This window comes from Acinetobacter sp. CAU_H_56 (assembly GCF_058599425.1).
Genome location: NZ_CM178654.1, coordinates 240,260 through 264,855, shown reverse-complemented (window position 1 = coordinate 264,855; position 24,596 = coordinate 240,260). Strand labels below are relative to the sequence as shown.

General features: G+C 45.0%; 22 protein-coding genes and 1 riboswitch. Of the genes, 14 read left to right on the top strand and 8 right to left on the bottom strand.

All coding sequences use genetic code 11. The features are described 5' to 3' along the window. The first annotated feature begins 16 nt into the window (after positions 1 to 16). The 7 genes from AC4MCC_RS01245 to AC4MCC_RS01215 all read left to right on the top strand — a co-directional run bounded on the left by AC4MCC_RS01245 (position 17) and on the right by AC4MCC_RS01215 (position 6,766). Positions 17 to 1,054 (top strand): hypothetical protein, encoded by a 1,038-nt coding sequence (locus AC4MCC_RS01245; protein WP_491885574.1) that lies wholly within the window; start codon positions 17 to 19, stop codon positions 1,052 to 1,054. Between the two features lie 96 nt (positions 1,055 to 1,150). Then, positions 1,151 to 1,279, top strand: a riboswitch (TPP riboswitch). Between the two features lie 90 nt (positions 1,280 to 1,369). Next, positions 1,370 to 3,265 carry a phosphomethylpyrimidine synthase ThiC gene (gene thiC, locus AC4MCC_RS01240; RefSeq protein WP_419374555.1) on the top strand — a complete coding sequence of 632 codons (1,896 nt, stop codon included), beginning with the start codon at positions 1,370 to 1,372 and terminating at the stop codon, positions 3,263 to 3,265. 79 nt (positions 3,266 to 3,344) lie between these two features. Next, on the top strand, positions 3,345 to 3,980 hold the full coding sequence (locus tag AC4MCC_RS01235) for an NUDIX domain-containing protein (protein ID WP_491885573.1): 636 nt from the start codon (positions 3,345 to 3,347) through the stop codon (positions 3,978 to 3,980). Continuing rightward, on the top strand, positions 3,977 to 4,789 hold the full coding sequence (locus AC4MCC_RS01230; protein ID WP_491885572.1) for a metallophosphoesterase: 813 nt from the start codon (positions 3,977 to 3,979) through the stop codon (positions 4,787 to 4,789). Before AC4MCC_RS01235 ends, AC4MCC_RS01230 begins: the two co-directional genes overlap by 4 nt. A gap of 209 nt (positions 4,790 to 4,998) precedes the next feature. After that, positions 4,999 to 5,526 carry an RNA polymerase-binding protein DksA gene (gene dksA, locus AC4MCC_RS01225; RefSeq protein WP_004787252.1) on the top strand — a complete coding sequence of 176 codons (528 nt, stop codon included), beginning with the start codon at positions 4,999 to 5,001 and terminating at the stop codon, positions 5,524 to 5,526. A gap of 2 nt (positions 5,527 to 5,528) precedes the next feature. Continuing rightward, positions 5,529 to 6,449, top strand: coding sequence for a tRNA glutamyl-Q(34) synthetase GluQRS (gluQRS, locus tag AC4MCC_RS01220; protein WP_491885571.1), 921 nt, complete (start codon positions 5,529 to 5,531; stop codon positions 6,447 to 6,449). Positions 6,450 to 6,505: 56 nt separating this feature from the next. Beyond that, a complete protein-coding gene (locus AC4MCC_RS01215) occupies positions 6,506 to 6,766 on the top strand; it encodes a zinc ribbon domain-containing protein (RefSeq protein ID WP_180159404.1) in 261 nt (86 codons plus the stop codon). Here the strand turns inward: AC4MCC_RS01215 and ftsW are convergent. The 5 genes from ftsW to AC4MCC_RS01190 all read right to left on the bottom strand — a co-directional run bounded on the left by ftsW (position 6,755) and on the right by AC4MCC_RS01190 (position 12,119). Further along, positions 6,755 to 7,951 carry a putative lipid II flippase FtsW gene (gene ftsW, locus AC4MCC_RS01210; RefSeq protein WP_180015015.1) on the bottom strand — a complete coding sequence of 399 codons (1,197 nt, stop codon included), beginning with the start codon at positions 7,949 to 7,951 and terminating at the stop codon, positions 6,755 to 6,757. The genes AC4MCC_RS01215 and ftsW overlap by 12 nt on opposite strands. 20 nt (positions 7,952 to 7,971) lie before the next feature. Further along, complete coding sequence (gene murD, locus AC4MCC_RS01205; protein WP_491885570.1) at positions 7,972 to 9,318, bottom strand: UDP-N-acetylmuramoyl-L-alanine--D-glutamate ligase; 1,347 nt, start codon at positions 9,316 to 9,318, stop codon at positions 7,972 to 7,974. Between the two features lie 378 nt (positions 9,319 to 9,696). Next, entirely contained in the window at positions 9,697 to 9,948 is a 252-nt protein-coding gene (locus tag AC4MCC_RS01200) for a DUF6587 family protein (protein WP_262738493.1), read from the bottom strand. A gap of 57 nt (positions 9,949 to 10,005) precedes the next feature. Next, positions 10,006 to 11,862 (bottom strand): ferrous iron transporter B, encoded by a 1,857-nt coding sequence (gene feoB / locus AC4MCC_RS01195; RefSeq protein WP_004787264.1) that lies wholly within the window; start codon positions 11,860 to 11,862, stop codon positions 10,006 to 10,008. Next, positions 11,859 to 12,119 (bottom strand): FeoA family protein, encoded by a 261-nt coding sequence (locus AC4MCC_RS01190; RefSeq protein WP_004787267.1) that lies wholly within the window; start codon positions 12,117 to 12,119, stop codon positions 11,859 to 11,861. Before AC4MCC_RS01190 ends, feoB begins: the two co-directional genes overlap by 4 nt. Before the next feature lie 176 nt (positions 12,120 to 12,295). Between AC4MCC_RS01190 and xerD the strand changes: the two genes are divergently transcribed. The 4 genes from xerD to thrC all read left to right on the top strand — a co-directional run bounded on the left by xerD (position 12,296) and on the right by thrC (position 16,754). After that, positions 12,296 to 13,213 carry a site-specific tyrosine recombinase XerD gene (xerD, locus tag AC4MCC_RS01185; RefSeq protein WP_159124366.1) on the top strand — a complete coding sequence of 306 codons (918 nt, stop codon included), beginning with the start codon at positions 12,296 to 12,298 and terminating at the stop codon, positions 13,211 to 13,213. Positions 13,214 to 13,312: 99 nt separating this feature from the next. Then, positions 13,313 to 14,125, top strand: coding sequence for a DsbC family protein (locus tag AC4MCC_RS01180; protein WP_491885569.1), 813 nt, complete (start codon positions 13,313 to 13,315; stop codon positions 14,123 to 14,125). A 127-nt stretch (positions 14,126 to 14,252) separates the two neighbouring features. Next, positions 14,253 to 15,557 (top strand): homoserine dehydrogenase, encoded by a 1,305-nt coding sequence (locus AC4MCC_RS01175; RefSeq protein WP_005233480.1) that lies wholly within the window; start codon positions 14,253 to 14,255, stop codon positions 15,555 to 15,557. 57 nt (positions 15,558 to 15,614) lie between these two features. Next, on the top strand, positions 15,615 to 16,754 hold the full coding sequence (gene thrC, locus AC4MCC_RS01170) for a threonine synthase (protein ID WP_419363942.1): 1,140 nt from the start codon (positions 15,615 to 15,617) through the stop codon (positions 16,752 to 16,754). A gap of 58 nt (positions 16,755 to 16,812) precedes the next feature. Here the strand turns inward: thrC and AC4MCC_RS01165 are convergent, their stop codons facing one another. Further along, positions 16,813 to 17,865: a serine hydrolase gene (locus AC4MCC_RS01165; RefSeq protein ID WP_034703413.1), complete on the bottom strand. Its 1,053-nt coding sequence runs from the start codon at positions 17,863 to 17,865 to the stop codon at positions 16,813 to 16,815. 216 nt (positions 17,866 to 18,081) lie between these two features. On the opposite strand from AC4MCC_RS01165, the gene gacA reads away from it, so the two are divergent. From gacA to AC4MCC_RS01150, 3 genes are read left to right on the top strand one after another with little or no spacing between them, the layout of a single operon-like run. Beyond that, positions 18,082 to 18,717, top strand: coding sequence for a response regulator transcription factor GacA (gene gacA, locus AC4MCC_RS01160; protein ID WP_005233474.1), 636 nt, complete (start codon positions 18,082 to 18,084; stop codon positions 18,715 to 18,717). Positions 18,718 to 18,744: 27 nt separating this feature from the next. Beyond that, on the top strand, positions 18,745 to 20,310 hold the full coding sequence (locus tag AC4MCC_RS01155; RefSeq protein WP_491885568.1) for a sensor histidine kinase: 1,566 nt from the start codon (positions 18,745 to 18,747) through the stop codon (positions 20,308 to 20,310). Positions 20,311 to 20,327: 17 nt separating this feature from the next. Then, positions 20,328 to 21,749 (top strand): sigma-54-dependent transcriptional regulator, encoded by a 1,422-nt coding sequence (locus AC4MCC_RS01150; RefSeq protein WP_491885839.1) that lies wholly within the window; start codon positions 20,328 to 20,330, stop codon positions 21,747 to 21,749. Here the strand turns inward: AC4MCC_RS01150 and AC4MCC_RS01145 are convergent, their stop codons facing one another. Together AC4MCC_RS01145 and gpmI are read right to left on the bottom strand one after the other, a co-directional pair. After that, positions 21,750 to 22,922: a S41 family peptidase gene (locus AC4MCC_RS01145; RefSeq protein ID WP_491885567.1), complete on the bottom strand. Its 1,173-nt coding sequence runs from the start codon at positions 22,920 to 22,922 to the stop codon at positions 21,750 to 21,752. A gap of 23 nt (positions 22,923 to 22,945) precedes the next feature. Continuing rightward, positions 22,946 to 24,493 carry a 2,3-bisphosphoglycerate-independent phosphoglycerate mutase gene (gpmI, locus tag AC4MCC_RS01140; RefSeq protein ID WP_491885566.1) on the bottom strand — a complete coding sequence of 516 codons (1,548 nt, stop codon included), beginning with the start codon at positions 24,491 to 24,493 and terminating at the stop codon, positions 22,946 to 22,948. Positions 24,494 to 24,596 lie beyond the last annotated feature (103 nt).

Sequence of the window (24,596 nt, the reverse complement as noted above, 5' to 3'; positions counted from 1 at the left end):
AGAGTCCTGAAGCATAGTGTTAACGCGAATTCATTCGATATTCAAAGTTTGTTTTGTTTTCAGCAGCTTGCTGTTCGTAGGCGGATGCCAGCAATCCTCAGAACCGCAAGTTGAAATGGAACAGGCCGAGGTTAAAACCGTTCAGTCTCCCGCGAACGATTTCACCCTCATGTGTGAAAATATTGAAAAAAACATGTCCCAGATTAATGAACAGCGCACCACTTTTGCACTGGAACAGATTAATCAGGACCTTAAAGTGTGTCTGCCGCTCATGGAACTGGCCGAGCAGAAACACCTGATGCAGCGTTCTACAGAAATGTATCAACGCTTCCTGCATGTGGAACGCACCGAATTCCAGCAACGTGCTTTCGAGCAATATGCTTTAGATATGGCTCAGCATCCCACCATCCAACAAAGCCACTTTGAACAGTTGACCACACGCGACCAGTATTTATTGAAGCATAAAGGTCAGGCCTATGTAGAACTACTGGATCAGGGCAATGGTACATTGCAGTATCGTCGTAGCCCGGAATACCTGGCACGTATCTTTGCACCGTATTTACCGGTTGCCGAAAAGGTATTTATTGAAAATCTGGCTGAGCAGAATATGGAACCTGTCTTGGTCGAAAAACGCTTACAGCTTGAAGCTGCCAATATTGCCGCTCGCGCTCTATTCTGGGAAGATTATCTGCAAACCTATCCAAAAAGCAGTTATCAGCGTGATGCCGAATATCTGCTGAAACAATATACTTATTTCCTATTCAGAGGCAGCGAGCAATCGCCAATCTCTGAGGATTATCGTGACCGTTATTCGGTAGAAACCAGCCATCTGGAAACTATTATTGGTCTAGCGCGTGGTCAGAAATCCAAGTTATCGACACAGGCGAAATTATTTTTAGAGTTTCTGGATATGAATCCTGAACAGCGTCAGCGTGCCTTAGCTGCGGATTATCGTGACCGGTCCAGCACTGAACAGATTTTATATTATGCCCAAGTCACCCCACCCTCACAGAACTACAATAAAGACTGCTTTAAAGATGCGATCTGTCTTTAAAACAATCTTTTCTTAAAAATCGATGAGATAGCCGAAAATCAGCAACCCCTCCCAATTTAAAGCTACTTTTTAAATACCAACTAAGCTAAGATTTAGCCTCGCTTGACGGAGCGCGAGTAATAACTCGCTGAGATCACTTAAATCAGCCTTTTCGGCCATTTGATAGTGAGTACCGTTGAACCTGATCAGGTTAATACCTGCGTAGGAATCAAGCCATCTAAAAACGATTACCCTTGTTTTATCTACTCCCAGATAATTCCGTCCACGTTTTTGGTCGTGCTTGATTCGTTGATGTCATTCATAAGGATCATTGCAATGAGCCAGTTAACGAATCTTTCTTCTGAAACTCCCCTTACTCCACACGAACAGGAAGCGCGTGATCTGACCCGCATTCTGCCGGCTTCCCGTAAAGTCTATCTGCAAGGTTCACGTCCTGATATTCAGGTGCCCATGCGAGAAATTTCTCTCAGCGAAACTCCGACTGGTCTGGGCGGTGAATATAATGCACCTTTGATGGTCTATGACACTTCAGGGGTTTATACCGATCCAAATGTTGAAATTGATCTGAATAAAGGCCTGCTAAATCTGCGTGAAGGCTGGATTGAACAGCGTAATGACACAGAAATGCTGGATGATTTAAGTTCTGAGTTTGGTCGCCAACGTCTGCGCGATATCCGTACTGCCAATATCCGCTTTGCCCATATTCAAAAACCACGCCGGGCTAAACTTGGCCAGAATGTGACCCAGATGCACTATGCCAAACAGGGCATTATTACGCCGGAAATGGAATATATCGCGATTCGGGAAAACCTGCGTCAGCTGGAAGGTACCGATATGCGTCAGCATCCGGGACAGAATTTCGGTGCCAAAAATTTACAGGAAATCACCCCTGAATTTGTCCGTCAGGAAGTCGCTGCAGGCCGTGCCATTATTCCTGCCAATATCAATCACCCTGAACTGGAACCGATGATTATCGGGCGCAATTTCCTGGTAAAAATTAATGCCAATATCGGAAACTCTGCGCTGGGTTCAAGTATTGAAGAAGAAGTGTCAAAAATGACCTGGGCGACCCGCTGGGGTGCCGACACCATTATGGATCTGTCGACTGGTCAAAACATCCATGAAACTCGTGAATGGATTATCCGTAACTCTCCAGTTCCAATCGGTACCGTACCAATTTATCAGGCTCTAGAAAAAGTCAACGGTGTAGCTGAAGACCTGACCTGGGAAATCTTTAAAGATACCTTGATTGAACAGGCTGAACAAGGCGTAGATTACTTCACGATTCATGCCGGTGTGTTATTACGTTATGTACCGCTGACCGCGAATCGTCTGACTGGTATTGTGTCACGTGGTGGTTCGATCATGGCACAGTGGTGTCTGGCACATCATCAGGAAAACTTCCTCTATACCCATTTCGATGAAATCTGCGAAATCATGAAAGCCTATGATGTGTCTTTCAGCCTCGGGGATGGCTTACGTCCGGGCTGTATTCAGGATGCCAATGACGAAGCGCAATTTGCCGAGCTACGCACGTTGGGTGAATTGACGCATCGTGCCTGGGAACATGATGTACAGGTGATGATCGAAGGTCCGGGGCATGTGCCAATGCATATGATCAAGGAAAATATGGACCTGCAGCTGGAAGTCTGTAAGGAAGCACCTTTCTATACACTTGGGCCATTAACCACAGATATCGCACCGGGTTATGACCACATTACTTCGGCCATTGGTGCCGCGATGATTGGCTGGTACGGTACGGCAATGCTTTGCTATGTGACACCGAAAGAACATTTAGGCTTGCCGAACAAGAAAGATGTGAAAGACGGCATCATTACCTACAAAATTGCCGCACATGCTGCCGATCTAGCCAAAGGTCATCCAGGTGCCCAAGCGCGTGACAATGCCCTGTCTAAAGCCCGTTTTGAGTTCCGTTGGGAAGACCAGTTTAACCTGAGCCTGGATCCAGACACAGCTCGCAGCATGCATGATGAAACCATGCCAAAAGCGGCACATAAATCGGCTCACTTCTGCTCGATGTGCGGACCAAAGTTCTGTTCAATGAAAATCACCCAGAATGTGCGGGATTATGCCAGCCAGTTATCTGCTGATGAAACCCCGGCTGTAACGCAGGCAGAGATTGAAGCCGGCCTTAAGCAGATGAAAAACGATTTCCACAGCTCTGGTCAAAAATTGTACCACAAGGTGTAAAACCGTAAAAAAAACAGTTGTTTTCATAAAAATCTCAGATAGGATGAAAAAAATAAGTTATTTCATCCTTTTCTGAGTTATGAATATTATTAAACAAGCCTCTTATAATAAAAAAGATTTTAGGATAGAGGCCCGTGAGTTTTTATATCGGGGATTTATTCAGGTGGAAAAAGTCACGTTACGTCACCGTGTCTTCCATCAGGAATCTTATACACCTGCATTGCAACGTGAGCTTATCCATCGCCCTGAAGCCGCTGGGGTACTGCTGTATAACGATCAGCAGCAAAAATTCGGCTTGATTGAACAGTTCCGTATTGGCGGGCTGGATGATCAGGATACGCCATGGCAACTAGAAGTCATTGCCGGTGTACTGGATGGCAATGAAACGCCTGAGACCTGTATTCGCCGCGAAGCTTTCGAAGAGTCAGGTTGTACCATTGATTCCTTGCAGCATCTTTTCAGTTTCTATCCTTCTGCCGGTGCCTGCTCGGAACTGTTTCATCTTTATGTCGCCCAGACTGAACTGCCTGAAGAAGGCGGTGTTTTTGGCATGCCGGATGAAGGAGAAAATATCCAGCTGCACATTCTGGATTATGCCGATATTCCGGCCCTGCTGAGTAATGGTCGCCTCAGAAACGCACCTGTGATTATGGCGCTACAATGGCTACAACAGCATCAACAGGCTGTCCCGTCAGGTTTAAGGGGGCAGACATGACATCGGAACAATTCAATCCTGCATCACCACAAGAATGGACCATTATCCAGATTTCTGACACCCACTTGATGGATCAGCCCAATCTGGAATTTGCGAATATGAACCCGGAGCAGAGCTTTCATGAAGTCATGCAGCATATTCAGCACAATTTTCCAGAAATGGATGCACTCGTACATACCGGTGATCTGGCACAGGTGCCGGTCGCAGAAACCTATACGCGTTATTTAAAATATATCCAGTCCTGTCAAGTGCCCTATTATCAGATTCCGGGCAATCATGATGATATTAAGGTCTTTCCTTTTTATCAGGATCGAGATCAGGCACATGCCATCCATTTTGGCAACTGGACCCTGATTTTACTAAATAGTGCAGTCCAAGATCGGATAGATGGTTGGGTAGAACAGGCTCAACTGCAACAGCTGGACCAATTATTGCTTGAATACCGAAATCAGCATGTGGTTGTGGCTTGCCATCATCATCCTTTTGCGATGAAGTCGCACTGGATTGACCAGCACCGGCTAAAGAATGCCGAAGATCTAAAAGATGTACTGGCCCGGCACCAGAATGTGAAGCTGGTTCTATTTGGTCATGTACATCAGGATTCCTGCAATAAATGGCACGGTATCCAGTTTTTATCGACGCCATCGACCAGTGTACAGTTCAAACCCAAGAGTGATGAATTCGCGCTAGACCAGGCGGCACCTGGCTATCGTGTATTACATTTGAAACAAAATGGGGAGTTCGATACACATATCGAACGTGTGACCTTAAGCCAGCAAAATATTAATACCGAAATTTCAGGTTATTAACTTTGCATTTTATTTTTTTTTAATTACTTTATTGCAACCAAAGGAAATGTGATATCTATAATCCAGACATCAAAGACTATCAAAAAGCATAAAAAGTCTATATGATGACGACCCCCGTAGGAGGATAATCTTTCTACAGGGTGGATAAAAATTGCATATCACCATATTTTTTGCGTATTAACATACGCATATGATGAGGAATGCCCTAAATGGCGAATGACAACCAAAATCAAGTCTTAGACGAACAAACTGATGTTGTAGAGGAAAAACCTACAAAACGTGTGCGCAAATCTAAGCCGAAAACGACTGAGGGTGGTTCTACTGCTAGCTTATTTGGTATTGAACCTTATCAACCTAAAAAAAATGAAGAATACATGTCTGAAGGGCAGCTTGAACACTTCCGCCAAATCTTGATGGCATGGAAAGCTGAACTGATGTCAGAAGTTGATCGTACTTTAAATACGATGCAAGACGAAAACACTGCGCTCCCTGATGTAAACGACCGTGCGACTCAGGAAGAAGAATTTGCCATCGAACTTCGTACTCGTGACCGTGAACGTAAACTGATCCGCAAAATCGAGCAATCTATCGAAGCGATTAAAAACGATGACTACGGCTTCTGTGAAACTTGTGGTATCGAAATTGGTCTGCGCCGTCTGGAAGCACGTCCAACTGCAACTTTATGTATCGACTGCAAAACTTTGGCAGAGATCAAAGAGAAGCAAAATAACGGTTAAGCATGTCTTTAAGTAATCCCTCCCTGACCCTCCCTTTATCAAAGGAAGGGAAAGCTGAAGAGAATTACGTGGGCCGGTTCGCGCCATCGCCAACCGGCCCTTTGCATTTTGGTTCCCTCATTACCGCAGTTGCCAGCTACTGCGATGCCAAAGCCCATCAGGGGCGCTGGCTAGTCCGCATTGAAGATACCGACATCCCCCGAATTTATCCCGGTAGCGAAGAACATATTTTGCGTGCCATGGATGCTTTTGAATTCGAGCCAGATGGAGAAATCATTTACCAGAAAGATCGTCTGGATATTTACGAAAATGTGATCCAGCAACTGCGTCAACAGGGTCTGGTCTATGCCTGCCAATGTACCCGTAAAATGCTGGGCTCCAATCATATTTACCAAGACACCTGTCGTGACCTCGGTTTGCCTTTCGAACATCAGGCAATTCGGGTCAAGGTCGGAGATGTTGAAATCTGTTTTGAAGATCGCCTGCAAGGTCAACATTGTTCACAGTTAAAAAAAGACTTGGGTGACTTTGTACTGAAACGTCGTGATGGCATTATCAATTATCAGTTGGCAGTCGTAGTCGATGACTATCTGCAAGGCATGACCCATGTGGTGCGTGGTGCAGATCTTTTAGATAATACCGAACGTCAGATTTATCTGGGTCAATTGTTAGGTTATCCGCGTTTAAGCTATATGCATTTACCACTGGCAATGAATGATCAGGGCCAGAAACTATCCAAGCAAAATCTGGCGCAGGCACTGGATCTTGATCAGGCTCCCCTGCTCTTGCAAAAAGCACTTCAAGCTCTATGTCAGGTGCCCGTAGAACTGGATCGTCCTGCTCATATGCTCGAACAAGCGGTTGCACAATGGGATATTTCCCAAATCCCGCATACAACTGAGCTACAAGGTCACTATTTATAAAAACAGGTTTTCACTTAAGCTAAAAGCAATAACCAAGGCGAGTGAGGATCATAAAAATGTTTTTTATTTTTGGTGTAGGACCGAAAACCAAGGTCATTGAGAAAAGCCAGTTCCTTTGTCCAGTCTGCCGAACCCGTTCTGGGTATGAACTCAAACAGCAGCGTAATTATTTTTCTTTATTTTTTATTCCGCTGGTTCCACTTTCCAAGGCAAAAAGTGCTTTTGTGCGTTGCCTGAATTGTGGGACTGTCATGCCGAGCACAGTACTTGACCATGCTCAGCCTGATCCACAGCGTCCGTCTAATCTAGAAGCTTGATTCTTCCCGGCTTGGATTGACCTGCTGGGTCGTCGAATCAATTTTCAGAATCAAACTGATCATCACTGCACAAACAATAAGTGATGAACCGCCATAACTAATAAATGGCAGGGTTAAACCTTTGGTAGGCAATAGCCCCATATTCATCCCAGCGTTTACCAGAATCTGTAACAGGAAAATGATACTGATCCCATAAGCCAGATAACCTGCACGCAAGTACTGATGCTGCAAGGCACGATGCCCAATCCGGATGCAGCAGACCATCACGGTAAAGGACAGAATCAGAATAGTAGAAATACCCAAGAAACCAAATTCTTCCCCTAAGATCGCCAACATAAAGTCAGTATGCGCTTCCGGTAAATAAGACATTTTCTGGATACTGTGGCCTAGCCCTACTCCCGTCCATTCGCCACGACCAAAGGCCATTAAGGCATTGGAAAGCTGATAACCGGTACCAAGCGGATCTTCCCAGGGATTCGAGAAAGACAGTAAACGTTGTAAACGATAAGGTTCCAGAGCAATCGCAGCAGCAAACGCACCTAATAAGGTTATAAAAGCAACACCGAACTGAATCCAGGGTGCACCAGCCAGGAAGAATACACCGAGCATGGTCAGGGTAATAACCACCGTTGCACCCAAGTCAGGCTCAAGAATAATCAGGCCAACGGTTGCACCCATGATGGCACTTAAACGTACCAAGCCCTTGATATTATTACGAACCTCTTCAGCACGACGCACGACGTAGTCTGCGGTAAAAATCGCCATCATGATCTTGGCGACTTCGGAAGCTTGCAAGGTAAAACCGGCTACCCGAATCCAGCGCTTGGAGCCGTTTACCTCAGTCCCGACAAAGAGTACGGCGACCAGCAAAACAATAGTAATAATCCATAAAAAGAAAGTGTTATTGAACCAGACTTTTAATGGAACTTTATAGGCTAAAAAGGCTGCACCCGCCGCAACCAGAATCGAGATCGCATGCCGGGTTACATAGTGGAAAGCATTTTCATGCATCCGTTCCGCATAAGGCATGGATGCCGAGGCCACCATGATCGAACCAATGCACAGCAAAGCCAGCACACAAAAAATCAGCACATTACGCGGATTAACTTCAGCGGGCAGCTTAGGTACCCACTGCTGATAAAATTGATTAATTTTATTGATCGCAGTCTGAGCAAACTCAGCCATATCACGAATCCTTGTTATTCTTAATTGAGTTCATTCACATAGGCCACAAACTTGCGACCACGTTCCGGATAACCGGAGAACATGTCAAAACTTGCACATGCAGGAGACAATAACACGACATCATGTGCCTGAGTGCGCTTCTGGCAAATTTCTACTGCTTCCTGCAGGCTTTCTGCATGCACCAGCTCAGTCGTACCAGTAATGGCTTTTTCAATAATTGGGCGATCCACACCAATCAATATGGCTACTTTTGCATACTTAGATAATGAGTCACGTAAAGCAGTAAAGTCCTGGCCTTTACCCTGACCGCCAAGAATAATGGCAACTTTGCCACCTTGAGCTTCGATTGCCATGCCCAAGCCATCAAGTGCTGCCAGTGTTGCACCAATATTGGTTCCTTTGGAGTCATTATAATAACGTACCCCATTCACTTCTTTAACAAATTCGCAGCGATGTTCCAAGCCTTTGAAGGTTTTTAACGTATCCAGCATAACGCTCATTGGCAAGCCAATTGCTTCACCTAAAGCTAAGCAAGCCAAGGCATTCGCCACATTATGGGTACCTTGAATATACATGTCAGAACTTTTGAGCAGACGTTCACGACCACGTGCCAGCCAGATTGTGCCGTCTGTATCTTTGAGAATACCGTACTGGTTGATGTCCGGTGCATTCAAACCAAAGCTCTGCATCGGTATTGCATCTGGAACCAGTGGACGGGTCAATGAATCATCACGGTTAAACACCACTTTTTTTACACCTTGGAAAATACGGTGTTTGGCGGTGTGATAACCCATCATGTCGCCATGACGATCCAGATGGTCTTCACTCATATTCAGAACAACAGCCACTTCAGCCTGCAAGTTTGATGTGGTTTCTAACTGGAAGCTCGACAATTCCAAAATATACAGTTCAGGATCATCTTTGGTCAGATCCAGTGCTGGACGACCAAGATTCCCCCCAACTGCCACTTTTTTACCCGCATTCGCTGCCATAAGACCGATTAAAGTCGTTACGGTACTTTTGGCATTAGAACCGGTAATGGCCACAATCGGCTTATCCGTCGCACGACGTAAAATCTGGATTTCACTTACCACAGGAATACCTTGAGCCAGTGCTGCTTGAATCTCAGGCAGTTTCGGATCGAGTCCCGGGCTGATGATAATTTCTTCAGCAGAGAGCAACAGATTCTGGTCAAACTTGCCAAAACTGGTCTGTACTTCCGCAGGAATCTGGTCATGTCCCGGTGGGGTGGCTCTTGAGTCCGTTACTGCAACGCGGTAGCCCTGGTCATGTAAGAAGTTGACCGCTGCAACACCTGAAATCCCGAGTCCTGCAACGACTTTTAATCCACCACGTTGTATTAACATTTTCGCCCCATTTTCTGGTCTATTTTAAAACTGACGAAATGGTAGCACTTTGCTGTTTTGAATGCTTTTTCTGTTTTGACTTTCTCTGGCATTTTTTGTGTCAGGGCGTAAAAAAATATCGTTCAATCTTCATCTTTAATCGGTTTAATAATTAATGAATTTTTATTCGCATCATCATGGGAATAAAAGTTAAGACCATGCTATCCATAACTTGAAAGGAAAATCAGACAACGCTTACATTCATATATAGAAAAATAGTGGACTCTTCTTACCCAGATAAATCAATAAGTTTTTAAAAAATAAAAAATGAAGGAGTTTATTTCTAAACTCCCTCACTCATTTGCATGCTCAGTTTTTATTCTCAAACAGAATGAAAGTTTACTTCCATTTCACTGCCTGAGCTTTAGGTTTTGTACTTGAGCTTTGTTCCGATGCCGGACAAGCGCAATTACCGCCACAGCCACCAGCCATAGCCGGTTTTAACCATTTCGCCAGCGTGTGCCAGTCCTTGGCTGCACAGGCATCAGACAGCTTCTGGAAGACTGAGCGTGAGGTATTCGGAAATACCTTTTTAAATACCACGAGCGCACTCCAGACAACCAGTACCGCTACAATCAGAATTTCAATCATCTCAATCTCCCATTCACATGATCAGTCAGATCTAGCCAAGGTTTCTCTTCAGCCAGTTTAACCCAAATAATGTGATGCAATTTGATAAGTCAGGAATGACATGAAATATGCCAAACCAAACAAGTAGAAGGTCATAAAGCTGACCGTTTTCCATGAACCGGTTTCACGCTTCACAGTGGCTAAAGTCGCCAGACAATGCGGCGCATAGATAAACCAGACCAGTAGAGACAAGCCGGTCGCGATCGACCAGCCCAGATCACCACCGCCACTAATCAGTGCCGCCAGACCCTCAGACATGGCATCTTCATCAACTGCAGACAAGGCATAAACCGTACCCAGTGCTGCCACGACAACTTCACGCGCTGCCATCGCCGGAATCAGTGCAATACAGATCTGCCAGTTAAAGCCCAATGGCGCAAAAATAGGTTGCATCACATGGCCGAGCATCCCGGCAAAGGAATAATCGATATCCGGTAAAGTTGCACCTTCTGGTGGTTGCGGGAACGTACACAGGAACCATAGCAGAATGGATAACGCAAAGATGATGCCACCGACACGCTTTAAGAAGATTTTGCCGCGATCAAGCAAACCAATCCAGACGTTTTTCACATCCGGGAAGCGGTAACTTGGCAGCTCCATCAACAGCATGTGCTGTGACTTGTCTTTATGGAAAAATTTCAGGATAAAGGAAACAATCAGTGCACTCAGAATACCGGCCATATACAGACCAAATAACACCAGACCCTGCAGGTTCATGAAGCCCCAAACAGTTTGCTCAGGAATAAACGCTGCAATTAACAAGGCATATACTGGTAGACGTGCCGAACAGGTCATCAGTGGCGCCACAAAAATCGTGGTCAGACGGTCACGTGGATCACTAATCGTCCGTGAAGCCATAATCCCCGGCACGGCACAGGCAAAGCTGGACAATAAAGGGATAAAAGCACGGCCCGAAAGACCTGCTTTAAACATCAATTTATCTAGCAGGAAGGCGGCACGTGGTAAATACCCGGACTCTTCCAAAACCAGAATAAAGAAGAATAGAATCAGAATCTGCGGCAGGAAGACCACAACCCCACCCGCACCGGCAATAATCCCGTCAACTACCAAGCTGTTTAATAAAGGATGAGCGATCAGTCCACCCATGTACTCGCCCAGCCAGCCGAAGAAAGTTTCAATTCCGTCCATAAATGGCGCAGCCCAGGCAAAGACCGCCTGAAACACCACAAACATCATGATGGCTAGGCTAAGCAGGCCCAATACCGGATGCAGGAATATCTTGTCCAAGAAATCAGTACGTTTATCTTCCTGATCGGCATAATTCACCACATCTTTCAGAATGCTGGCAATCTGATGATGGTGGTCACCACTCAAACCACTGAGTTCAGTTTGCGGGGCAGAAAATTTGTTTTTATCCAATGCATTTTTCAGGTTTTCAATCCCTGAAGTACGCACAGCTACTGTTTCAACTACCGGCACACCCAAACGCTCAGACAGTTTCTGGGTATTAATCTGCATGCCACGACGACGTGCTTCATCCATCATATTCAGCACCACCAGCATTGGACGACCCAGCTGAATCATTTCCAGTACCAGTCCCAGATGCAGTTTTAGGTTTGTTGCATCTACCACGCACAGGAAAGTATCCTGCTGGCCTTCTTCTGCAATTTTACCCTGAACCACATTACGGGTAATTTCTTCGTCCGGACTGGTGGCATCCAGACTATAAGTTCCTGGCAGATCCAGTACGCGTACCGGTTTGCCTGAAGGCAGTGTAAAATTCCCGACTTTACGCTCAACCGTAACCCCGGCATAGTTGCCGACTTTTTGACGAGATCCAGTTAAATGGTTAAATAAAGAAGTTTTACCGCAGTTTGGGTTACCGACAAGGGCAATACGTAAGGTATCACTCATGCCGCGGCTCCCTGTTCAATTTCAATCTTGGCCGCTTCCGATTTTCGTAAAGCAAAACGCGTAAACCCCACCTGAATAAGAATCGGATCCCCACCAAAAATACCTTTGGTAATGACTTGTACCTGAGTCCCTGGTACAAAACCTAAAGTTTCCAAGCGACTGGCCACAACATCGTGGGAAGCGCCTTTACCATCAGTAGTTCGATTAACTTTTCGAATGATGGCAGTTTGTTTTGCTTTCAAATCAGACAAACGCACCGTGAAAATTCCTAAGACTTTTGTACAGTATACAAACAAATGAGAATAATTAACAAATAAGTATTAATTACATTTCTTCTTGACTGTATAGCACATCGACATGTCAGCAAAATTAAACTAGAGTGGAAAATAGCAATCAGGCTTCTCGCTTTTAAAAATCATCTTCATTAAACATCATGCTGAATAAAAAACCTCGTATTCCTAGTCCAGTTCAGATTCCTGAAGCTTTCAGTTACTTACAGGGTTTTCGTGATTATCTGATTGCCCAGACAGTGAGCCCCCATACCCGGAATGCCTATTTGTCTGATCTGATTCAGTGTGCTGAATGTCTGGTTAAACCTTTACCAGAATGGAACCATGATGATATTTCCGATGTGCTTATTGAACTGACCAAACAGCAAAAAAGTCCACGTTCAATTGCACGATGTTTGTCCGCCTTACGTTCTTTTTATAAATTCCTGCGGGAACAAAAACTGCGGAGTGACAATCCGGTGGCTGCTCATAAAACACCGAAGCTGGGCCGTGCTTTGCCCAAAGACCTGTCTGAAGCTGATGTCGAAGCGCTGATTCATGCACCCGATATTAATACTGCTCTTGGTTTACGTGATCGTGCCATGTTTGAAGTCCTCTATGCCTGTGGTTTACGGGTGACAGAACTGATTAATCTGCGTCTCGATCTGATTAATTTAAAACAGGGCTATTTACGTATTGTTGGTAAAGGCAATAAAGAACGTCTAGTGCCAATGGGACAGATGGCCTGTGAATGGGTAGAAAAATACCTGCAAGAGGCACGCCCGCAATTGTATAAGACAGCGACTGATTATCTGTTCCTCACCCAGCATGGCGGCATCATGAGCCGGCAGAATTTCTGGTATGCCATTAAACGCTATGCACTACAAGCCGGAATTCAGGCTGAACTGTCTCCGCATACTTTGCGCCATGCCTTCGCCACGCATTTACTTAATCATGGCGCTGACTTACGGGTAGTACAAATGTTGCTAGGTCACAGTGATTTATCCACCACACAGATCTATACCCATGTGGCACAAGTCAGAATGCAACAACTACACGCGACCCATCATCCACGGGCTTAAGAGCTGATTCAAATAGAATAAACTGAGAAGTTTGACGTAGCTCTATCTTTTTTTGCTATGCTAATGCTCTGTTTTTAGTCCAAGAAAAAAAGGGTTATTATGACATTTGCCCGCACCAAAATTTTTATCGCTTGTCTGCTTGCTACCGGTCTGGGACTGAGCGCATGTTCCAATTCCAATAATTCAGATAAAAAGCAAGATACGCTTACAGCAAGTGCACCGGCGACGGGTGAAGCCTCTAACCTTAGCGAACGTAATGCACAGCAACGCCTGATTTCAACGCTCGAAAGTCATTTCAAAAAAGCGGGAATTAACGCAAAAATCACGGGTATTAAAACTACTGAAGTACCCAACATGTCTTGGGTCAGCCTGGAAGGTATGGCACCCGTCTATGTGACAAATGACGGTAAATATCTGATTCAGGGCGATGTCATTCGTCTTGGTGATAAAGAGCTGCATAATGTCAGCGAAACCTTGCAATCTGACGTGAACAAGAAAATCTTTGCAAATCTTAAAGCTGAAGACCTGTTGATCTATCCAGCCAAAGGTAAAACCAAGCATGTGATCTATGTCTTTACCGATGTCAGCTGTCCGTATTGTCACAAATTCCATGAACAAATGGATGAAATGAACAGCAAAGGCATCGAGGTGCGTTATATTGCCTGGCCACGTGGCGAGCAGCATATGCCTGCCATGGAAGCCATCTGGTGTAATTCCGACCGTCGCGCAGCCTTCGACCAAGCCATCACTGGTGGATCTATCACTCCTACTACTTGTAAAAATCCTGTGAAAGATCAATATCAAATGGGTCTTAATATTGGCGTCAATGGTACCCCGGGCGTATACAGTTCTGAAGGACTTTACCTCGGTGGCTATATGAGCACATCAGAATTATTGGATCGACTTAAATAACTCATTTTAATTAGTTATTTAACTTTATTTTATAGATAAAGATATTCTGAAATGACCCTAGAGTCAGGCCGCTTTTTTAGCTATGATCTAGGCTCTCGTAAAAAACTGTTTATATTTGGAGTGTGACGTGAAACCAGTTCGTCTGGCAATCCTCGGTCTTGGTACTGTGGGTGGTGGTGCCCTTAAACTATTAAAAGAAAATGCTGCTGAGATTAAACGTCGCACCGGTCGTGAAATTCAAATTACCCATGTTGGTACGCGTCGTCCGCGTCCTGATCTGGATCTACCTGAATCAGTCAAACAAAGTGCAGATCTGCTCGACATCGTACGTCAACCTGATGTAGATGTGGTGGTTGAAGTCATGGGCGGTATTCACCCTGCTTATGAAGTGATTAAAGAAGCCATCCTGCATGGCAAGCAGGTCGTAACTGCCAACAAGGCCCTATTGGCTGAACATGGAAATGAACTGTTCAAACTTGCCGATGACAACGCTGTGCAAATTGCTTACGAGGCAGCGGTGGCTGGCGGCATTCCAATTATTAAAGTGATGCGTGAAGGTCTGGCAGCCAACAAGATTGACTGGCTGGCTGGTATCATCAACGGTACAGGCAACTTCATTCTGACTGAAATGCGAGATAAAGGCCGTGCCTTTGCTGATGTACTGAAAGAAGCACAAGAGCTGGGTTATGCAGAAGCAGATCCAACTTTCGACGTAGAAGGCATCGATGCAGCACATAAACTGACATTACTGGCCTCTATTGCTTTTGGTATTCCGTTGCAGTTTGATAAAGTCTTTACTGAAGGCATTAGCAAAATTACTGCACAAGACGTGAAATATGCTGAAGACTTGGGCTTCCGTATCAAACACCTCGGTATTGCCCGTCGTGCTGAAACCGGTATTGAACTCCGCGTACATCCTACTCTGATTCCTGAAGAGCAATTGATCGCTAATGTGAATGGTGTGAAAAATGCAGTTCTGGTTCAAGCCAATGCGGTTGGTCCTACACTGTATTACGGTGCGGGTGCTGGCGCGGGCCCTACAGCTTCTGCAGTAGTTGCAGATGTCGTGGATATCGTACGTGATATTTCTTATACTGAAGACGGTGCTGGTACAATTCCACAACTGGCTTTTGAAAGCTTAAGTGACCTGCCAATCCTGCCACGCGAAGAAATGACGACTGGATACTACATCCGGATCAATGCTGAAGATCAGACCGGAGTACTGGCTGAAGTAACCTCTATCCTAAGCCGCGAAGGCATCAGTATTGATGCAATTCTGCAGCAGTCACGTCTAAAAGATCTTATTCCTATCGTGATCCTGACTGATCCAGTCAAGGAAGCGAAAATGGATGAAGCGTTAAAACAAATTCAAGCTCTTCCTGTCATTCATGGCGAAATTGTACGAATTCGTTTAGAATCGCTTGATAATTAATCGGGTCGAGGGGACACTCTCCCCTTGCCAAGCTCTACACACAATTGGAACATCATCATGTCGAATGCCAATCGTTATACTGGTTTAGTTGACCGCTATCGCGACCGTTTACCAGTGTCTGCAACTACTAAAGCCGTTTCTCTGGGTGAAGGTAACACGCCACTGATTAAGCTTGCGAATATTCCGCGCATTATTGGCAAAAATGTTGAAATTTATGTGAAGTACGAGGGCTTAAACCCGACTGGTTCATTTAAAGACCGTGGTATGACCATGGCGGTAACAAAAGCGGTTGAAGAAGGCTCTAAAGCGATTATCTGTGCGTCTACAGGTAATACTTCAGCAGCTGCAGCGGCTTATGCAGCGCGTGCAGGTATCAAAGCGTTTGTTTTAATCCCAGAAGGCAAAATTGCCATGGGTAAAATGGCGCAGGCAATGATGTATGGTGCGATCACCATGCAAATCCGCGGTAACTTCGATGACGGTATGCGTCTGGTAAAAGAAATCGCTGATAAAGCACCAGTAACTATCGTAAACTCAATCAACCCGTACCGTCTGCAAGGTCAAAAAACCATTGCTTACGAAATCGTGGATGAATTGGGCCGTGCACCAGATTACCACTGCCTGCCAGTAGGTAACGCAGGTAACATTACTGCACACTGGATGGGTTATACTGAAGCTGTTGCGAATCAACCTGCTGATCAATTCGAACAAGTGGTTTACGACGCTGCCACTGATGCCTTCACTGGTCCTAAACCTGAAGGTCTGCCAACAATGGTAGGTTATCAAGCTTCTGGCGCTGCACCTTTCCTTCGTGGTGCACCTGTTAAAAATCCTGAGACTGTTGCAACTGCAATCCGTATCGGTAATCCACAAAGCTGGAACCATGCGAAAGCGGTTGTTCGTGATTCTAAAGGCTGGTTCGATGAACTGACTGATGCCGAGATTCTGGAAGCGCAACGTCTTCTTTCTATGTATGAAGGCGTATTCGTAGAACCTGCATCTGCAGCGTCTATCGGTGGCGCAATCCGTGACATTAAAGCAGGTAAAATTGCTGAAGGTTCTGTGATCGTGTGTACCGTAACTGGTAACGGTCTGAAAGATCCAGATACTGCCATCAAACAATGTTCTGATGCTGTAATGCTGTCTATCGACGCAACTTTAGAACAGGTTCGTGAATCTATTCTTTCTAATATGTAAGATACAGAATCAAAAAAGCCCTGCACTTGCAGGGCTTTTTATATGCGCTTAAAAAAGATTAAACACGTTGTTTAGGCAGGCTAGACACCCAGGTCATTAGACGAGTCGCATCATTGGTACGTGCAGCAGTTGAATCCGCGCCTAATACCACGACTACTACAGGACGGTTATTTAAGGTCGTGTGCATGACGACACAACGTCCTGCCTCATTAATATAACCGGTTTTAGACAGGTTGATGTTCCAGCCACCATTTCGCACCAGTGAATTGGTGTTATTCGATTTCAATACACGATAGCCAAGATTAAAATCATAACTGGCAGTGGTAGAGAACTGACGGATCAAGCCATACTGTGAAGCGGTATTCACCAGAATCCCCAAATCGCGTGCAGAAGACACATTGCCAGGATGCAGGCCGGTAGATTCCATATAGTGGGTTGAATTCATGCCCAGCTCTTTAGCTTTGGCATTCATCTTCGCAATAAAGGCTGCACGACCACCTGGATACGTACGCGCCAATGCCGCTGCAGCCGGGTTCTCAGACTTCATTAAGGCAAATAATAAGGCTTCAGCACGATTCATGCTGTCCCCAGCTCTTAAGGTAGAACTTGAGCTCTTACAGCCTGCACAGGAAAAATCAGCCTGTTGCAAAGTAATTTTTTCAGACATATTCAAACGCGCATCTGAAATCACTACTGCAGTCATCAATTTGGTAATCGACGCAATCGGGTAAGCATTATTGGTATTCTTACTGAATAACACTTCACCCGTCTGTGAATCCATCACCAGAGCTGCACGCGCACTTACAGCAGGTTGATTAATAAAATGACTATTATCAATAATCTGCACAGGTTTTGTCGGTACTGGTGCTGGTGCGCCGCCCTGACGAATCGTCGTCGTAACAGTTGCTGAACCTGGTGGTGAAGGTTCTGCAGCAGATACGCTCAAATTATCATTCATGAGCTGATTGACTTCATCAGAAGACCAGCTGATGCTGGATCCGCCCTCTGTTGTGCCAGAATTCATAATGATTTCAGCAAAACTTGTCGTGCTCATGCTGATTAACACGGACAGGCCGAGTAGATGCCTTAAAGACTTGTTTATTTTCTTCACTATTCCTTCACTCAACTAACAGAGGTAAGATTGATTTGCGTATTACCTCTAATATGCCTTACATTTAAACACAATGCCGAACATTTTTTGTTCTTGACACTATGTGATAAGTTTCAGATTTAATCTGCGAATAGGATTGCTAATTTTGTAGTTTCATTGCAAGCTTATTTTGCTTTATGTAACAAAAAAATGATTTTTTAATGAGGGAGAGTCTAGGTGATCACAGTTTTAGTTGTCGACGACCATGAATTAGTTCGTACTGGAATTTGCAGAATGCTGGAAGACCATGCGGATGTTCAGGTGATTGGACAGGCTGAATCTGGTGAAGAAGCAATTACCCTCGTCCGTCAGCATCATCCCAATGTGGTTCTATTAGATGTCAACATGCCAGGTATCGGTGGTGTAGAAACCACACGCCGTTTACTACAGACTGCTCCTGAAACCAAAGTTCTTGCGGTGAGTGGCCTAGCTGAAGAGCCTTATCCTTCTCTTTTACTTAAGGCAGGTGCCAAAGGCTATATCACCAAGGGTGCACCTGTATCAGAGATGGTTCGTGCCATCAATAAAGTCATGCAGGGCGGTAAATATTTCAGTGCTGATATCGCGGAACAGCTGGCCAGCTCCTACCTGTCCGATACCCAGCAATCTCCTTTTGATGCACTGTCTGAACGTGAAATGCAGGTAGCCATGATGGTAGTGAACTGTATCAGCGCGCAGGAAATTGCCGACAAGCTGTTTGTAAGTGTTAAAACAGTCAATACTTACCGTTACCGGATCTTCGAAAAACTGAATATCGATAGTGATGTTAAACTGACCCATCTTGCAATGCGCTATGGCCTGATTAAACCTTAATTTAACCCTCTGCTTAATGCGGTTTCTATGGCGCAAACATCCAGTTATTCTGAACTGAATCAATATCATCTGGGCCTATGGTATAGCGCCTACCGCCTGATTATCAGCACGGGTCTGTTGCTGATTTTCCTGCTGACTTATCCCGATATGACTGCGGATTATCAGTATCCTAAACTCTATCACTATGCCTTAATGATTGGCGTCGCCGTCAATACTGTGCAGCTGTTTACGCTAAGATGGGTAAAGCGCCTGATTCAGCCACAGTTCATTCTGATTTTTGCCAGCGATGTCTTTTTTCTTAGTTTATTGACCTTAGCCAGTCAGGGTCCAAATGTCCATCTCGGACTGATTTTTGTTATTACCATTTTTTCAGCCTCATTATTACTGGATGCCAAGAAAGCCCTGATCATCACCCTGATTGCGGTAATTAGTATCATCTATCAGCATTTTATCGGCAGTATTTTTGCCTTTTCCTCACTTTCCAATATCGGGAATAGTGCCCTGCTGGCCTTTCTGTTTTTTGTCGTCTATGGCTCAGGACAAATTGCAGTACGACGTTTTCAGATTCTGGAGAACCTGAATTTTTCTCAATCGCTTGAACTATATCGCTTACAGAATATTAACCGCTATATTCTGGAACAGATTGAAACTGGCCATCTGGTCTTAGATGAGAATTACCATGTGGTGCTCAGTAATCCAGCTGCCTGTCATCTGCTGGGCATTGAACCAATGTATGCCCATGAAAGATTTTCGTTATACCAATCTCAAAATGACTTGTTTGAACTGATCCGTTTTGAAACTCTAGAAAATGGTGAGCGGTTTCAATTTGAATCCCAGCAGAGTCGTTATAATATTCACGTGCAGGTACAAAAGCTGATTGTACCGCACCAGACTCTGACTCTGCTCGTGCTGCAAGATGCCCGCAAACTTAATCAGCAGGTGCAACAGTTAAAGCTTGCTGCTCTAGGCCAGCTTTCCGCCAGTATTGCCCATGAAATTCGCAACCCTCTGGCTGCCATTGTACAGGCCAATGATCTTTATCTCGATTCTGAACCTGAACAGCAACAGGTCCTGCATCAGATGATCAGCCGACAGGCTACCCGTATTGACCGGATTATCCAAGACACCCTGAATATGGTGAAGAATAAAGAAACCCATCCGGTCGTGATTCAGCTGAATGAGTTTATACCACTGTTTATTCAGGAAGATTTAGCAGATGTGGCAGATCAGATTCAATGTAATATTGATGCACCACTGGCAATTCAGTTCGATGAAGCCCAGTTACGTCAGATTCTGATTAATCTGATTCGTAATGCTATCCGGCATAATTCACCGGATTCACCCCATATTCAATTGAATATTCACCCATATGAACATAAGGTATGGATAGATGTTCGGGATTTTGGCTCTGGTGTTGCCACCCATGATCAGGAATTATTATTTAAACCTTTTTTCAGCACATCTATCCATGGAACGGGACTCGGACTATATTTATCACACAGTTTTTGTGAAGCCAATCAGGCACAACTCAACTACATTTCACAAGAACAGGGCGCATGCTTTCGGATTAGCTGTCAACGTGTGACAGCATAAAAGGAATAAGGGGAAATATTGTGGAACAACAACCACTGGTCTTATTGGTGGATGATGAGGAAGATCTATGTACCCTCATGCAAATGTCATTGATGCGCATGGGAATCCGTACGCATATTGCTCATCGTCTGGAAGATGCAAAAAAATGTTTGACAGATCATCAATATGATGCCTGTCTGACAGATCTAAATCTTCCTGATGGCAATGGTCTGCAATTACTGGACTGGATTAACCAGCATTCCCCTCACCTTCCGGTAGCTGTTCTAACGGCCTATGGCAATATGGATATTGCTATTGCTGCACTCAAGGCAGGTGCATTTGACTTTGTCAGCAAACCGATCAATCAAAAGCATCTAGAACAACTGCTGCAAAAAGCACTGAATAAACCAGTAGACTATTATCAGAATAATTCTAATGATTCATTAGAACATAAATTGCTAATTGGACAATCACTGCCTATTCAGCAATTACGTGTCACCTTGAAAAAAATTGCCCGTTCTCAGGCTCCGGTATTTATTACTGGCGAATCAGGGACCGGGAAAGAAGTGGTGGCCAATCTGGTCCATCGTCTCAGCAATCGCAATGAAGGACCTTTTATCGCAATTAACTGCGGCGCGATTCCGACCGAACTGATGGAAAGCGAACTATTTGGCCATAAGAAAGGCAGCTTTACGGGTGCGACACAGGACAAACAAGGACTAATTCAGTCTGCCCATGGAGGTAGTCTGTTCTTAGATGAGATTGCTGAATTACCCCTGTCTATGCAGGTCAAACTGCTACGTGCAGTCCAGGAAAAACGCATTCGTCCAGTCGGTTCCGATACCGAAATTGATGTCGATTTCCGTGTCATCAGTGCCAGCCATCAGGATCTTGATGCGTTGGTACAACAAGGCAAATTTCGTCAGGACTTATTCTTCCGTATTCATGTGATGGATCTGGTCTTACCACCACTGCGTGAGCGCGGCCAGGATATTCTGCTCCTCGCTGAGCATTTTATTCAAAAGATCTGTCAGGAATGGGAGATTCCTGCAAAAAAGCTGACAGAACGGAGCAAGGAATTTTTACTGGAGCAATATTATCCAGGCAATGTGCGTGAACTGCGTAACATTATTGAACGTGCGATTACTTTGAGTGATGAAGACAAGATTGATCTTCAGCATCTGCAAACTGCTCCACTGCGTCATCTGGCTCCTGTCTTATCAGAAACTGCCAATCTGGCAGAGCCTATAGCATCTTCGGATCAGATCATTATTCCGAAAAAATTACCTGAAGAAGGTCTGGAACTATATTTAGAAAAGATTGAAAAAGAAATTCTGCTGAATGCTTTAAATCTGACCCATTGGAACCGTACATTGGCCGCCAAAAAACTCGGTATGTCGTTTCGCTCTTTACGTTACCGTCTGAAAAAATTCGGACTGGATACCGAAGAAGAGGAATAATTATTTTTGCAGGAGCAGCAAGTCTGTGACGTGATCCAGATAGCTCTCCTCACGTGCATCCTGACCGAGAGGATAGGTGAAATGTGGCTGAATCCCCTGTCCTTCGATCATATTGCCGGTCGGGCTAAAGTATTGCGACACCGTCATCTGCAAAGCAGAGCCATTACTTAAAGGGAATAGCTTCTGCACTACCCCTTTGCCATAGCTCTTTTCCCCTACCACCCAGGCACGATTGTGTTCTTTCAGAGCAGCAGTAAATACTTCTGCAGCGGAAGCAGAGCGGTTATTAATCAGAATCCCGACTTTCAGGTTCTGAAACTCAATTCCTGGTAGTGCCTGGAATTGCTGATTGCCTTCCGAGCGACTTTTGGTCGAGACAATAATGCCCTGATTCAGGAACAAATCTGCCGATTCAACGGCTGCGGACAATAAACCACCGGGATTATTACGTAAGTCAAACAGCACCGCTTTCAGGCGATTGCTTGAATAACTTTCAATAATCCGTTTGATTTCATTAGCAGTATCCTGCTGGAAGACTTTGACCTGCAGCACCAGAACCTGATTGCTGTGTAAGGTCGATTTAATCTCGGTATCTACTTTGGTATTGCGGACCAGTGTAATCGGTACACTTTGCGCAGAAAGCTGGAGCGTTAAAGTAGAGCCAATGGCACCAGTCAATAAATCTCGCACCTGCTCACGTTTCAGCGCACTCAAGACCTGATCATCAATCTTGTAAACTGTGACACCGTTACGAAGGCCTTGCTTGGCAGAGTCAGCATCCGGACTCAAGCCTTGTACCATCCATTGTTTTAGCTGCGGATTAAAATGCAGATCAAAATCAATACTGGCCAAATCACCTTCGGTATATTCACGCAGCTGCTTATAGTCTTCAGGAGATAAATAGCGGGAATAGCGGTCTAAGCCACTCACCAAACCTTGAATGGCTTGCTGGAAAAGCACATCGTCATTTTTGTCTTGAATATAATTATCTTTGACGATGCCATAAATCTGAACAAATTCCTGGATGGATGTAACAGGAATTTCATTATAGACCTGTTCATCCATTTCCAGTTCATCGAGTGCCATCTCGGTCGAAACAGCACTCCAGGCGGAATGACTCAAACACATCAGTAAGCAGGATAAGACTACAGACTTGCCATGTGTTTTTATCATTCTTATACCTGTTTTATAAAAGATTAAGCGTGCAACTCAATAAGATTGCGGCCCTGCATTTCAGCTGGTACCGGAATTTGCATCAAGTTTAGTAGTGTTGGTGCGACATCCGCCAATACGCCACCTTCTGCGATTGTTGCAGAGCTTGGACCCACATAGATAAATGGAACCAGTTCAGTGGTATGCTGGGTATGCACCTGACCGCTCTGATAATCCTGCATTTGCTCCACATTACCATGGTCTGCAGTAATAATCATATGACCTTTTTTCGCCATCACAGCTTCATAAACACGGCCTAAGCAAGTATCCACAGCTTCAACGGCTTTCACTGCTGCATCAAATACACCAGTATGACCGACCATATCACCATTGGCATAGTTCACAACCAATAGGTCAAACTCGCCTGAATTGATCGCTGCCACCAGTTCATCTGTTACTTCATAGGCACTCATTTCCGGTTTCAGGTCATAAGTCGCAACATTTGGAGATGGAATCAGGATACGTTTTTCACCTGGATACTCTTCTTCACGGCCGCCGCTAAAGAAGAAGGTTACATGTGCATATTTCTCAGTTTCTGCAATACGCAACTGGGTTTTACCCAAATTAGACAGATACTCACCTAAAGAATTTACCAGCGCTTCTGGCATATATGCCACAGGTGCATCAATGGTCGCCTGATAACGGGTCAACATCACGAATTTCGCCAGATTCGGTACAACCTTACGTTCAAAACCGGCAAAATCTTTTTCAACAAAGGCACGAGTCAATTCACGGGCACGGTCAGCACGGAAGTTCATGAATACGACGCTGTCGCCATCCTGAATCTTCACAGTGTCGCCAATGCGAGTCGCTTTTACGAATTCGTCTGATTCCTCTGCAGCATAAGCCTGTTCCAGACCTTCAACTGCAGTAGCTGCAGTACGCACTGCTTCGCCTTCAGTCAGCAGACAATACGCTTGCTCTACACGATCCCAACGGTTGTCACGATCCATGGCAAAATAACGACCGATCATGCTGACAATACGACCCTGGCCCGGATATTGAGCAAATAATGCATCCAGTTTTTCTAAAGAGGGTTGCGCACTTTTTGGTGGTGTATCACGGCCATCGAGGAACGCATGCAGATAAACCTGAGCACCGCGTTTTAAAGCCAGTTCAGCCATCGCCACGATATGATCTTCGTGTGAGTGCACACCGCCTTCAGACAACAGACCCATAATGTGGACTGCGCCATTTGCTGCTTTGGCTTTCTCAACCGCATCTACCAGCACTTCATGTTCGAAGAAAGCCCCAGTACGGATATCTTTGGTAATACGGGTAAAGTCCTGATACAGCACACGGCCAGCACCAAGATTCATATGACCGACTTCAGAGTTCCCCATCTGACCATCAGGCAGGCCGACATCTTCACCTGAACCTGAGATCAAACCATGCGGATGCTTTTCCTGCATAGCAGTTAAATTTGGTCGTTTAGCCGCTAAAAACGCATTGTCTTCGACCGCTTCGCGATGACCCACACCATCCATAATCACCAAAACGTGAGGGATTTTGCCAGCAGTTGCATCCGTCATAATGAAATACTCTTTTCGTCTACGAATTAATCGCTCTAGTTTACCGAATTTTGCAAAAAGAGGCCATGACCAGACGATGGTTTAAGCCTCTTGTTGCGATTGA